This is a genomic window from Glaciecola sp. KUL10 (genome assembly GCF_003203515.1).
Classification (GTDB): domain Bacteria; phylum Pseudomonadota; class Gammaproteobacteria; order Enterobacterales; family Alteromonadaceae; genus Glaciecola.
Genome location: NZ_BGNG01000010.1, coordinates 87,538 through 99,209 on the forward strand (window position 1 = coordinate 87,538; position 11,672 = coordinate 99,209).

The 11,672-nt window shown below is 41.5% G+C and carries 15 protein-coding genes; 8 read left to right on the forward strand and 7 right to left on the reverse strand.

Features of this window, described 5'->3' with window-relative positions; genetic code table 11:
- Positions 1 to 60: 60 nt before the first annotated feature.
- Genes aepX through KUL10_RS15360 form a run of 4 tightly spaced genes read left to right on the forward strand, consistent with a single transcriptional unit; the run spans position 61 to position 4,581 of the window.
- A complete protein-coding gene (aepX, locus tag KUL10_RS15345) occupies positions 61 to 1,338 on the forward strand; it encodes a phosphoenolpyruvate mutase (protein ID WP_199509281.1) in 1,278 nt (425 codons plus the stop codon).
- Positions 1,339 to 1,341: 3 nt separating this feature from the next.
- Entirely contained in the window at positions 1,342 to 2,502 is a 1,161-nt protein-coding gene (gene aepY, locus KUL10_RS15350; protein ID WP_110429826.1) for a phosphonopyruvate decarboxylase, read from the forward strand.
- Positions 2,495 to 3,694, forward strand: coding sequence for a phosphonoacetaldehyde reductase (locus KUL10_RS15355; RefSeq protein ID WP_110429827.1), 1,200 nt, complete (start codon positions 2,495 to 2,497; stop codon positions 3,692 to 3,694). The genes aepY and KUL10_RS15355 overlap by 8 nt, the downstream gene beginning before the upstream one ends.
- Complete coding sequence (locus KUL10_RS15360; protein ID WP_110429828.1) at positions 3,691 to 4,581, forward strand: LicD family protein; 891 nt, start codon at positions 3,691 to 3,693, stop codon at positions 4,579 to 4,581. The genes KUL10_RS15355 and KUL10_RS15360 overlap by 4 nt, the downstream gene beginning before the upstream one ends.
- A gap of 26 nt (positions 4,582 to 4,607) precedes the next feature.
- Here the strand turns inward: KUL10_RS15360 and KUL10_RS15365 are convergent, their stop codons facing one another.
- From KUL10_RS15365 to KUL10_RS15385, 5 genes are all read right to left on the reverse strand, one after another.
- Positions 4,608 to 5,561 carry a hypothetical protein gene (locus KUL10_RS15365; protein ID WP_110429829.1) on the reverse strand — a complete coding sequence of 318 codons (954 nt, stop codon included), beginning with the start codon at positions 5,559 to 5,561 and terminating at the stop codon, positions 4,608 to 4,610.
- Positions 5,562 to 5,744: 183 nt separating this feature from the next.
- Positions 5,745 to 6,077 (reverse strand): hypothetical protein, encoded by a 333-nt coding sequence (locus KUL10_RS15370; protein WP_110429830.1) that lies wholly within the window; start codon positions 6,075 to 6,077, stop codon positions 5,745 to 5,747.
- 60 nt (positions 6,078 to 6,137) lie between these two features.
- Entirely contained in the window at positions 6,138 to 6,326 is a 189-nt protein-coding gene (locus tag KUL10_RS15375; RefSeq protein WP_110429831.1) for a hypothetical protein, read from the reverse strand.
- A 1-nt stretch (position 6,327) separates the two neighbouring features.
- Positions 6,328 to 6,522 (reverse strand): hypothetical protein, encoded by a 195-nt coding sequence (locus KUL10_RS15380; protein WP_110429832.1) that lies wholly within the window; start codon positions 6,520 to 6,522, stop codon positions 6,328 to 6,330.
- Positions 6,523 to 6,650: 128 nt separating this feature from the next.
- The gene (locus KUL10_RS15385; RefSeq protein WP_110429833.1) at positions 6,651 to 7,094 is read right to left on the reverse strand and encodes an Lrp/AsnC family transcriptional regulator; all 444 of its coding nucleotides are present in this window, start codon (positions 7,092 to 7,094) and stop codon (positions 6,651 to 6,653) included.
- 111 nt (positions 7,095 to 7,205) lie between these two features.
- On the opposite strand from KUL10_RS15385, the gene KUL10_RS15390 reads away from it, so the two are divergent.
- Positions 7,206 to 7,799, forward strand: coding sequence for a LysE family translocator (locus KUL10_RS15390; protein ID WP_110429834.1), 594 nt, complete (start codon positions 7,206 to 7,208; stop codon positions 7,797 to 7,799).
- Position 7,800: 1 nt separating this feature from the next.
- Here the strand turns inward: KUL10_RS15390 and KUL10_RS15395 are convergent, their stop codons facing one another.
- A complete protein-coding gene (locus KUL10_RS15395) occupies positions 7,801 to 8,295 on the reverse strand; it encodes a CreA family protein (protein ID WP_110429835.1) in 495 nt (164 codons plus the stop codon).
- Between the two features lie 70 nt (positions 8,296 to 8,365).
- Entirely contained in the window at positions 8,366 to 9,247 is an 882-nt protein-coding gene (locus KUL10_RS15400; protein WP_110429836.1) for an SDR family oxidoreductase, read from the reverse strand.
- Between the two features lie 171 nt (positions 9,248 to 9,418).
- Here KUL10_RS15400 and cdd point away from each other — a divergent pair, with 171 nt between their 5' ends.
- The 3 genes from cdd to KUL10_RS15415 are packed head-to-tail and all read left to right on the forward strand — an operon-like array spanning position 9,419 to position 11,462.
- Positions 9,419 to 9,841 (forward strand): cytidine deaminase, encoded by a 423-nt coding sequence (gene cdd, locus KUL10_RS15405; RefSeq protein ID WP_110429837.1) that lies wholly within the window; start codon positions 9,419 to 9,421, stop codon positions 9,839 to 9,841.
- A 2-nt stretch (positions 9,842 to 9,843) separates the two neighbouring features.
- Complete coding sequence (locus KUL10_RS15410) at positions 9,844 to 10,839, forward strand: bile acid:sodium symporter family protein (protein WP_110429838.1); 996 nt, start codon at positions 9,844 to 9,846, stop codon at positions 10,837 to 10,839.
- A complete protein-coding gene (locus tag KUL10_RS15415) occupies positions 10,836 to 11,462 on the forward strand; it encodes a molybdenum cofactor guanylyltransferase (protein WP_110429839.1) in 627 nt (208 codons plus the stop codon). Before KUL10_RS15410 ends, KUL10_RS15415 begins: the two co-directional genes overlap by 4 nt.
- Positions 11,463 to 11,672: the final 210 nt, after the last annotated feature.

The following is an 11,672-nucleotide window of genomic DNA, read 5'->3' on the forward strand; positions in this document are numbered from 1 at the left end:
ATCTCTTTAAAATTAATACTTTATAAATTAAATATGAGTAAAAAGCAGGTATACGTAGGCATGAGCGCAGATCTCGTGCATCCCGGGCATCTTAATATCCTAAAAAAAGCGGCAGATTTAGGCGAAGTCACTGTTGGTCTTTTGACGGATCAAGCGATCGCTAGCTATAAACGCGTGCCGTTTATGACCTTTGAGCAACGAAAACAAGTCATCGAAAACATAAAAGGTGTCAGTCAGGTAGTGCCTCAAACGACCTTGGATTATCGCCACAACCTCACTCAACTTAAACCTGATCATGTCGTGCATGGTGATGATTGGAAAGAGGGTGTTCAGCAAAAAACTCGACAACAAGTCATCGACTGTTTAGCCCAATGGGGCGGCAGCTTAGTTGAAGTTCCTTACACCGACGGCATTTCATCCACTCAATTGCAACACGCGATGAAAGAGTTGGGTACGACCCCGCAGATTCGTTTGAAATCTTTAAGGCGATTGCTCAATGCCAAACCGCTATTGCGATTTTTAGATATTCATAACGCGCTATCGGGTTTAATCATCGAAAATACCAAAGTTGAGGTAAATGGCCGAGTGGAGGAGTTTGATGGCATGTGGGGAAGCAGCCTGACCGATTCTACTGCCAAAGGTAAACCTGATATTGAAGCGGTCGATGTGTCATCGCGCATGAGCACATTAAACGAAGTCTTAGAGGTCACGACCAAACCCATTATTTATGACGGTGACACTGGCGGTAAAACCGAACACTTCGTGTTTACGGTAAAAACACTTGAGCGTTTAGGGGTATCGGCGGTCATTATCGAAGACAAAACTGGCCTCAAAAAGAACTCCTTGTTTGGCACTGATGTAGAACAAACACAGGACAGCATTGAAAACTTCTCGCTAAAAATTAAAGCGGGTAAACAAGCTCAAGCTACCCACGATTTCATGATCATCGCTCGTATTGAAAGCTTGATTTGCGGTCAAGGCATTGATCACGCCATGCAAAGAGCAAAAGCCTTTATTGAAGCAGGTGCCGACGGCATTATGATCCACAGTCGTGAAAAGAGCCCTGATGAAATTCTTGAGTTTTGTCGGCAGTATCGTCAATTAGAAAACAAAAAGTACTTAATCGCGGTGCCCTCAAGCTATAACAGCATTTACGAATCTGAGCTAGCCGAAGCAGGTGTCAATATTGTGATTTACGCCAATCAATTATTGCGTAGCGCATATCCTGCTATGCTCAATACAGCACAAAGCATTTTGCAACATGGTCGTTCAGCCGAGGTAGATGAACACATGATGCCGATTAAGCAAATCTTAGAATTGATACCCGGAACGAAATAAACGATGACGCACCCCGCTGATTTTTGTGACGCCTTAACACCTTTCGACATCGACTTTTTTTGCGGTGTGCCCGACTCTTTACTCAAAGATTTATGTGCATATGTTGACGACACTTTTGATTCACAACAACACATCATTACCGCAAATGAAGGTAATTCGATTGCGATGGCCGCGGGTTATCACCTGACAACAGGGCGTTCAGCAATGGTGTATATGCAAAACTCAGGTCTGGGTAATGCCGTTAACCCTTTGACTTCCTTGGCCGATCCGCAAGTTTATAGCGTGCCTATGCTGTTGGTAATTGGGTGGCGAGCCGAACCTGGTATTAAAGATGAACCTCAGCATATTAAGCAAGGTGCAATTAGCGAAGAAATGCTTAAGGTCTTGGATATTCCTTATATCGTTTTGGATAAAAGCGGCCTCAAAACATCTGAGTTAAATGCCTTATTGTCGCAGATGCAAGCGCATCAACGCCCCGTTGCAATATTAGTTAAGAAGGGCAGTTTTCAAAAATACAAACAGCTTCAATCCTTGGATAAGCCAACAATAAATACAAATACTAGACACGCTGATTTGTCCCGCGAACAGGCGCTTGAAGTGCTCTTAGATAACCTGCCGTCGAATGCGCTAATCGTGTCAACCACGGGTAAAACCAGCAGAGAACTCTTTGAATTGCGTCAAAAACGCAAAGAAGCCTGCGCTGACTTTTTAACGGTTGGTGCGATGGGGCACGCTTCCTCAATTGCGATGGGCGCAGCCCTTGGTAACCCTGATAGATTAATCGTCGTGGTAGATGGAGATGGCGCAATGCTGATGCACATGGGCGCTTTACCCATTATTGGCTGTCATCAAATCAATAATCTAGTGCATATCGTTTTAAACAATGCTTGCCATGAGTCTGTCGGCGGTCAAGCAACGGTTGCTGATCAAATAGATATTCCCATGCTTGCTAAAGCCAGTAACTATGTAGATTGTGAGCAGGTTCAAACGGCTGAGCAAATTAACCATGCAATCGCCCGCGCGATGAATCGTTTACAGCAACAAGCCGATGGCGCTTGTATGATTGAGGTGAAGGTGCGGGCGGGGTCGCGAGAAGACTTAGGCAGACCGACTTCAACGCCGATTGAAAACAAAACAGCATTTATGAACAAAGCCAATGATTGAAAACGTGAAGCCTTCCTTTGAGTCTCTTGCGACTCAAAGCCAAACTAGCATCCAGCAATCTGGCGGCTATATTCAAGACTGCGTGAATTTACTTCAAGCTAATTCTGAAACGCATTTAGTTAAGCGGGTATTGTTGATTACAAGTCCCAGCTTTATCGAGCGAGGTATGGTCAACGCACTTGAATCCCAAATCATCAAAGCGTTTAGCGATATTAGCTTTGATGTGCTTGCTGACATTAAGCCAAATCCAGAAATGCAAGATTTGTCGAATGCACTTCCTACGATACGTGCTTTATTTGGTGGCGAAGCACATTCGGCTCCTCAAATAATTATTGCGCTTGGTGGCGGCAGTGTGATTGATAGTGCAAAGGTGTTGTCTGCTTGGTTAACATGTCCTTCATTAGTATTTAGCGACTTAGTATCTGCATTTAGCGCTTTGCTTAACAGCGACTCAGGCGAAACATCAAAAACAGTATTAACACAAAAAATTCCCTTAATCGCTATTCCAACAACGTCTGGAACAGGGGCAGAAGTGACACCTTTTGCGACTGTCTGGGATAGCAATGCGCAAAAGAAGCATAGTTTAGTAAATGTACCCCCAGATTTTGCGATCTTAGATGCCAGTTTATGCAGTTCGCTTCCTTATCACGAAACACTTTATGGCGGTTTAGACGCCTTAAGCCATGCGATAGAGTCACTTTGGAATCACAATCGAACTGCTAACACTGAAGTCCTTTCATATTTTGCACTTGATACTATTTTAGAAGCGCTTCCGACTGTTCTAGCCGACCCAGTAGACTTAGCAAGTCGACAAAAAATGCAGCAAGCAGCATGTGTTGCTGGTTTGGCAATCTCCCACACTAAAACAGCGATTGCGCATGCAATTTCTTATCCTATTACCCTTAAATATGCTGTTCCACATGGACTTGCTTGCAGTTTTACACTTGCTGAAATAGTCAAGCACTTTGGTGCTCAACGCCTAGGACTTAAAGAGCAATATGAGCAAAAAATTGCTGATCTGGTTAAGCAATTAGCGTTGCCAACATATCTTGAAAAATACACGCAAGGCCGCTGTATTACGCACGATATTGAATTTGATTTAGATCCAAGCCGAGCAGGTAATTTCGTAGTACCAATGACTTCATCAGAAGTGCTGAGCGTTATCAATAAATCACAAGGTACGGTGTTATGAGTGTCATGAAGAAAACGGTTTTATTTGGTGCTGGTTTGGGGGCGACTCAATTTATTGCGAATTTCCAACACGAAAGAGACTTTATCGCTATTTTTGATAATGATGAAAGCAAGCATGGATCGGCTGTTTCAGGTATTCCTATTAAACATCCTAATGAGATCTTAACAACGGATTTTGAAGAGTTAGTGATTGTAAGCCAGTACGTAAAAGACATAAAAAGACAATTGCTTGAAGATATTGGATTGCCAGAAACCAGAATTGTTACGCCACAAAAGAACAAACTAAAGAATCCACGTCCGTTTGAAAATCCAAACAGTATGTCTCTAGCGCGCGAGATCGTATGTGTCTTCAATCAAATGGCGATTGAAGCCTCATATCCCTTAAGCTTAGATTTTGGCACTTTGCTAGGTATCGTACGAGATAAGGATATTATTGCCTGGGATGACGATATCGACTTTGCAGCACCTGTAAATACTGAAGATCGCGCTTTTTCACTCTGCGAACAATTTATTGAAAAGCAAAGCAATAATTTGCATTGGAAAGCAGAAAAAATATTCAATAACCGGGGTGTGTGTACCTGTATATTGCTTACATTTGAAAGCAATAATGAAGACTACAAAAGCTTCATCACTTCGATTTGCTTTAGAGAAGAGAAGGAAAACAAATCACTGCATTTACCTAGCTTAGGTATGTGGTACTCACCCGCTCTTCATTTTCAAACCTTAGAAACTATTGATTGGAACGGGCAAACCTTGCAAGTCCCCGCTAAATATAAAGAGTATCTAAGTTTTCTTTACGGGGATTGGCAAACGCCGAAAAAAGACATTCAATTCGACGATTACGCTAACTTACAATCTGTGTCGATGGATGAAATTAAAGAACAGTAATTTGGTTTTACTGTTCTTTGAATCCTTTACGACAAAGCCTTCAATTTTCTGTAGTGAAAATACGCGATTACAAACAGCAGGCACGCTAGACTCAAAAAGAAGTACTGGCCACTTGTTGTCGTATATTCGAGCAAGCGCGAGATAAATTCATTTTCAGTAGCCTGTTCATTAAAGACTAAGAATGGTTTTGTGAATGCCAGTAACAGGCTTGCAAAGGCAAACACCAAAATATCGATTAAATATGCAAGCGCTATTGTTTTAGTCCAATAGCTTTTTGTGAAGCGATAGAGCGTTTGTAGCAGTGATTGCGCACACAATACGGTCAGTATAATCCGCCAATATTCAGCTGATGGTGCCAGTGAAAATACTTGTTGATCTAAAATGGCAGGCTCCATCCACAATGGCGTCCATAAAATCAAAAGTAAAAAGCTATTGGTGATTAAGTCGGTGATGGTATCCGAAGTTTCAATAGGCAGAAGTGAACTATTGGGCAGTGATCGAACCGTCCAACTTGAATGCTGCCAGCTCACCAAATTAACGGATTTTCCGACAAAGTAAAAAATAGAAGTGACGATTAATAGCATCCAAGCAGCGTTATCAAGAAAAATGAATAGGCTTTGAAACATCAATCTAAACGGGTTAATCGAGTTATCTTGAAGCATACTAACCAATGTGATTAGCAGCGAATATACAAATAAAGCAGCTGCACCGTGTGTAATTACTCGTTTAAAAAAAGGCATGTATTCACTTTTTACAAGCGGCGGTGCAGGAAAGAATTTTTGAGCAGTCACTTGAGGGTGGCCGTATTTTTGTAACACCTTTTCAGTCGCGGCTTCTTTAGAGCTTGAAGGCGGTAAGGTTTCTGCGCAAGCGTCAATTTCATCCTGTAGATTAGCACGCAACTCTCGCCCAATTTCGGTTTGCTTGTCAGTTGGTAATGCTTGTTTTACAGCCAAAATATATCTATCTAAAAGATCCATTATCGTTTCTCCAACAGCGCTGAGATGCTGTTATTCAATTGCTGCCAGTCATGAGTGAGTTCTTCTAACACTTCCCCGCCTTTTTTGATGCAAATATTTTTTTGAAGAAGCTAATTAATTAACTCGACAGGAACCGTGAAAGCTCTCGGCGTTACCATGAGAGCGACTGACTTTTAGAATAGCTTAGTCTGCAATCTTGAATGTAAAGTGCAGCACAAATGCACCAGCAACAAGCATACTCGAAAGTGATAGGGTTATTAATAAACCTGCTGATTGCACGTTTAAAATAACGTTAAGTGAAAAAATTAAATAGGCACCTAAAGTAAGCAATTTCGCAGTTTTGTACAAAACCTCGTTCTTTTTTACCCCGGACAAAGAAAAGAATAGTGACGCCAGCAATAGTACAAATGCAGTAATTACAAACGCTATATCATTTGTAGAGCGTAAAAGAATAATCGCCGGTACAAGTGCTGATATAGCAAAGAAAAAACGTTCGACGTAAGCGCGTGAAAACACAATTGCCTCCTTTTAGTTTGAGGGTCCTCGCTGATAAGAAACGAAGACCCGTTCGCTTAGTTATTCACTAAAGTACTCAAATGCATCATATGCAACCCATGCTACGGCAACGACTGTACCCACGCCGGATCCCATCAAAAAGCCTCGAGCCAAATTTTTGGAGGCAATTCGAGCGAATGACTTTAGAACGGTTCGGTTTGAAGCGCCACCGCTAATATTGCTAATCTCAACTGATGTTATTTCTCGCATATCAATTTTCCTCTTTTGGAAAAATTGTTCTAATTGCTGAACTCAGCCCAAATGCTGTGACTGTTCCTGCAGTTACTATTCCTAATGAAACGCCTGTCACTTTAAATGCAAAACCGACAGCAGGGGGAATTAAGAATACTAAACCTCCACTTACTAAATCGCATTCATGAACGTTTAACTCTTTTAAATCTTCCATAATGATTTTCCTTAATCATAAATAGCATCATAGGATTATGAAGCTTTAAAATAATAATCGATTATAGAAACTCATGCTGCTGTGCTTTAAACCAGTTTGTAAATTCAGATTTCTTGAATATGATGCAATCACTCGCGCTCATCTTTACAAGACTCCATCAGCACATGAGTCGTAATCGTAGCAACTTGTGGCAAGGTGCCTAATACATCAGTATGAAAGGTCTTATAGTGTTTCAGATCTGTAGCCTCTACTCTCAATATGTATTCAAAAGGCCCCGTGACGTTGTGGCATTCTTTGACTTCTGAGGCTTCTGCGATTGCACTTTCAAACTTCTCTTGGGACTTTTTGGTGTGTTCATTTAGCCCGACCATTACATAGGCTAAGAACCCTATGCCCAACTTTTCTCGATCTAAGACGGCTCTGTAGCCTTTTATTAAACCCGAGCTTTCAAGATCTTGTACTCTTCTGAGGCAAGCCGAGGGTGATAAGCCAATTTTATTGGCTAGTTCTGTATTTGGAATGCGTGCATTTGATTTTAATTCACACAATATTTGTTTATTAAATTTATCCATCGCGCTTAATTATTGTTTTACTTTGATTGTTTATAGCATATTTAACAATAAAAATTGGTCGAATATGCCCTATAATTGTCGTTAACAAATACACCAAAGCACTTAATCTTAATGACACTTGATATCCTGTTTGCACTGATGCTTTTTGCATTAGCTTCGTCTATTACACCTGGGCCCAACAATCTGATGTTGATGACTTCTGGTGTGAATTTTGGCTTCAAACGAACCTTACCGCATATGTTTGGTGTCTCTTTAGGCTTTGTTTTTATGGCGATCTTGGTGGGCTTAGGTGTGATGCAATTATTCGATGCTTTTCCAATTAGCTATCAAATTTTAACGGTACTGAGCGTCAGTTATATGACTTACTTGGCATATAAAATTGCTTTTTCAACATCATCACTTGGGGATGGCGCCAGTAAAAGTAAGCCGATGACGTTTTTTCAAGCGGTAATGTTTCAGTGGGTCAACCCTAAAGCTTGGACGATGGCATTAACTGCCATTAGCGTTTATGCACCGACTAAGAGTTTTTCGTCTGTTGTTTTGGTCGCGGTGGTGTTTGGTTTAGTCAATTTTCCGTGTATTGCAGGTTGGACGACTTTAGGTACAAAGATCAAGGTGCTATTACAGCAAGCCAAGCACCTCAGAGTGTTCAACTGGGTGATGGCGAGTTTATTGATCTTGTCGCTGTATCCAGTGTTTTTGTAGCTTAGTTTGCACTTACTTCGTTAGTAGAGTTTGTATTAGCGTTCACTATATAAGCATCAGTATTCCAAAGCGGAACGGTTGATAGACTATGTTTGTAACTACCAGAGGTTTCTTTTGTTGAATACGAGACATACATCAATGTCTGTGATTTAGCATCGAAAATTCTTCTGACTTTCATATTTTTAAAGAAGATACTTTTAGATTTTTTGAAGACAACTTCACCAGAATCTGACTTATCGATTTGCGCGATCATTGTTGCCGTAATCGGGCCTGTTTGACGACAGGCGATAGAACTATCGGACGGATCGGCCAAGTCTAGGTTGGCTTCGATACTTGAGATATGACAAGTTACGCCGGTTATTATCGGGTCTTGAAGCGCGTCTAATTTAATGTCTTTTGTCGTGAAAACACCTAAAGATACATCACCGACTTCGCTATCGCTGCATGCTGTGAGAATTAATAGAGCCAAAGCGATAGTGATAAATCTGTAGTTCATATTAATTCCTGCCGTTCAAAATGTTAAAAGGATTAGAAGTCCGATACTTCTAACCCTTTTGAGTTTATCGCTATAGGCTAACGATTTCATCATCTTTTAAGTGCGCGACTAGAGGGCTGTTTTCGGCGTCTTCGAACGCTTTGTCTAAAAATTGAGCGCGCATTTGAACAGAGTCACGGTAGTTGGGATGTGTAAATATATAAGTCTGCTTATTGTTCAATGCTTCAATGACTCGTTGAGCTAACAACTCAGAAGAAATGCCTGACTCAACTAGAGCAGCAGCTGCGCCAAAGCCTTTCTTTAACGTTTCTGGGTTGCCCAATGGCTTCTCGGATTTATACTTTGGCTGCATAGTACGCAAAGACTCATGTATTCTCGTTTTGACAAAGGCGGGGCATAAAGCAGATACCCAGATGTTGTCTTTTTTCAATTCTTGCGCCCAACTTTCTGTCATTGAGACAACAGCGGCTTTAGTGGCAGAGTATGCTACTGAATAAGGCACACCTCCCATTCCAGCCATACTGGCGACATTGATAATCCAACCGCCACCTGCTTCTTTGATCGCAGGAGTGGCTGCTTGTGTGCCAAATAAAACGCCCATCATATTTACGTCGACAACCCAGCGAAAAGTGTCGTGATTGGTTTCTTCAATCTTACCTGGGATTCCGCCAACACCTGCATTATTAACCACCATGTGCACTGCACCAAAAGCTTCTTTTGCTTGCGCAACCACCGATTCCCATTGTGCGTAATCAGTGACATCCAAGCGCGCAGCTTTTGCTGATAATCCATCGGCAATTAATGATTCGACCGACGCGTTAAGTGTGGCCTCGTCGATGTCAGCCATTAAGATATTCATGCCTTGGCTAGCAAGCTCTTTAGATAACGCGAAGCCAATACCGCCCGCTGCACCAGAAATAATTGCTGTTTTACCTGAAAAGTCTATTGCCATGATGATTCCTTTTTAGTTTTATTGAGAAAACTATAGTGCTCGGTTAAACATTCGCCCACTTTATTAAATCAATCTACAAAGCTAAATTTAGTGAATGGATGCTGGGTTCTATTGATTTTTAATGTGATTCTTTCCATAGTGTTAGTATCAAGCGTAAATAAGAATAATAAAATGAACAAAGAACAAGACATGGAGCAAGTCTCACTGGTCCTTAGTCAATTGAAACAAAAGCTACCTTGCTCACATAGCCCTTATTCTGGTGTGCAAGTCGCAGCGGCTGTCGAATATGAAGTTGAGGGTGAAAAACGCGTCGCCTATGGCGTTAATGTAGAAAACGTATCTTACGGTTTAACGGTTTGCGCAGAACGCTCTGCCATTTCGAATGCGATCATCGATGGCATGAAATCGATAACTGCATTGTATGTGACTTCAAATCAAGAGGCACCGATATCACCGTGCGGCGCATGCCGACAGGTTGTGACTGAATTTATGCAACAAGCTGATGCGCCCGTTATTTGCACAAATTTTGACGATTCCCAGCAATGGCAATCGACCTTATCCGATTTACTTCCCAACCGTTTTGATTTGGACTAGTGATGAATACAACTGACACCCGACCTAAATTTGATCCCGCAGCCATCGTATTTACCATTATTGTTATCATGGCTGTCGGGCTTGCCTTATACCAACCTAGTTTATTTACTCAAATTGGTGATTTTGAGTTAAAAACACTGATTGTACCCTTACTAATGGTCATCATGTTCGGTATGGGAACGTCCTTGAGTGTCGATGATTTTGTGCGGGTGAGTAAAATGCCAAAAGGCGTGTTTATTGGCCTAGCACTGCAGTTTTCAGTTATGCCGATCATTGGCTTTTCGCTTGCTTTGGTCTCTGGGCTACCACCTGAAATTGCTGCAGGTATTATTCTTGTCGGTTGCTCGCCAAGTGGTTTGGCGTCCAACGTTATGGCTTACATTTCTGGCGCAAATCTGGCACTTTCGTTAAGCCTAACCGCGTTATCGACCCTTATTGCACCGTTTATCACTCCCCTATATATGTCATGGCTTGCCGGTGAGTTTGTGCCAATTGACAGTTTGGCCATGTTTTTAAGCATCAGTAAAATCGTGTTATTACCGATTTTAGCTGGATTGATTTTTAATCATTTTTTGCATGGTAAATTTGGTTTCTTAGATCGTCTTATGCCTAAGGTGTCTATGTTTGGTATTGCATTGATTATCGCGATTATTACTGCGGCTGGGCGCGATAGTTTGTTGAGTATCGGTTTCTTGTTAATTGCACTCGTGCTTATCCACAATATTGTTGGCTATGTGTTGGGTTATTACAGTGCCAAGGCCTTCGGTATGGACGAAGCATCCAGTCGCACCATTGCGTTTGAAGTCGGTATGCAAAACTCTGGCTTAGCATCAGGTATCGCCGTGGAAATGGGGCGAACTGCTACGATGGGACTAGCCCCAGCGGTTTTCGGCCCAGCGATGAATATTACTGGTTCTACACTTGCGGCATGGTGGCGTGGAAAACCAGTAAACGATACAGATCTGCCAAAAACCAAAGATGAAAAAAGTAAAACGTGAATGCGATTGGTGTAGTGCTCGCCGGTGGTCGTTCGTCGCGCATGGGTACTGATAAAGCTGAATTGACTTTTGAAGGTGTGACACTGGTAGAACACACGTTCTCTATTTTGGCATTGTCGAATCTGGAGGCCGTTTATGTCAATAAAAACATTGGTTTAGGAAAATTCTCGGCCAAGAGTAATAGATTGCCTGAGTTCAATTACATTAAAGACAGATTTTTAAACAAGGGCCCGTTATCTGGTATCCATGCGAGCTTGTGCCAAAGTCTAGAAAAACACGAGGGGCGACCGGTCGTATTGTTACCTGTTGATCAACCGCTAATAAGTTATCAATCTATCAAGTGTTTAGTCAGCGAGGCTTTGCACAAGCAGCAAAGTTGCTATTTTGATACTCAAGTTGATACTAAGGGGCAAGCAAAATCTAATGTCCTGCCGCTGGTTATCTTTGACGTTCAGCAAGCCCTCACCGCTATTGAAACGATTTTTAATGAAAACAAACCTTTATCCCTTGGTTTTTTTCTTGAACACATTCAAATATCTAAAATTCCACATCATAAACCGCATGAATTTCTTAATGTGAACAATCCAAAAGACTATCAAATACTGATTAGCAGAAAAAACTAAAGCAATACTTAGCTTTTGTTGGTTGGACAAAAGCTTAAGAAAAACCTACATTTACCCTCGACAGAATAAAAGTGACATTTAAGTTGCTGAAACAAAGTATCGAAAAAACAAGTTACTTAAAATAAAAGAAGGGAAATCCTCAAATGGTTCATAAATCAATCAAAACAGCGCTAGCACTAGCCTCAGTCACCGCACTGATAGCTTGCCAGC

Excerpts from the sequence above, each read along its gene's own strand:
- aepX (WP_199509281.1), top strand. The coding sequence starts at position 61 with ATGAGCGCAGATCTCGTGCATCCCGGGCATCTTAATATCCTAAAAAAA.
- aepY (WP_110429826.1), top strand. The coding sequence starts at position 1,342 with ATGACGCACCCCGCTGATTTTTGTGACGCCTTAACACCTTTCGACATC.
- KUL10_RS15355 (WP_110429827.1), top strand. The coding sequence starts at position 2,495 with ATGATTGAAAACGTGAAGCCTTCCTTTGAGTCTCTTGCGACTCAAAGC.
- KUL10_RS15360 (WP_110429828.1), top strand. The coding sequence starts at position 3,691 with ATGAGTGTCATGAAGAAAACGGTTTTATTTGGTGCTGGTTTGGGGGCG.
- KUL10_RS15365 (WP_110429829.1), bottom strand. The coding sequence starts at position 5,561 with ATGGATCTTTTAGATAGATATATTTTGGCTGTAAAACAAGCATTACCA.
- KUL10_RS15375 (WP_110429831.1), bottom strand. The coding sequence starts at position 6,326 with ATGCGAGAAATAACATCAGTTGAGATTAGCAATATTAGCGGTGGCGCT.
- KUL10_RS15380 (WP_110429832.1), bottom strand. The coding sequence starts at position 6,522 with ATGGAAGATTTAAAAGAGTTAAACGTTCATGAATGCGATTTAGTAAGT.
- KUL10_RS15385 (WP_110429833.1), bottom strand. The coding sequence starts at position 7,094 with ATGGATAAATTTAATAAACAAATATTGTGTGAATTAAAATCAAATGCA.
- KUL10_RS15390 (WP_110429834.1), top strand. The coding sequence starts at position 7,206 with ATGACACTTGATATCCTGTTTGCACTGATGCTTTTTGCATTAGCTTCG.
- KUL10_RS15395 (WP_110429835.1), bottom strand. The coding sequence starts at position 8,295 with ATGAACTACAGATTTATCACTATCGCTTTGGCTCTATTAATTCTCACA.
- KUL10_RS15400 (WP_110429836.1), bottom strand. The coding sequence starts at position 9,247 with ATGGCAATAGACTTTTCAGGTAAAACAGCAATTATTTCTGGTGCAGCG.
- cdd (WP_110429837.1), top strand. The coding sequence starts at position 9,419 with ATGAACAAAGAACAAGACATGGAGCAAGTCTCACTGGTCCTTAGTCAA.
- KUL10_RS15410 (WP_110429838.1), top strand. The coding sequence starts at position 9,844 with ATGAATACAACTGACACCCGACCTAAATTTGATCCCGCAGCCATCGTA.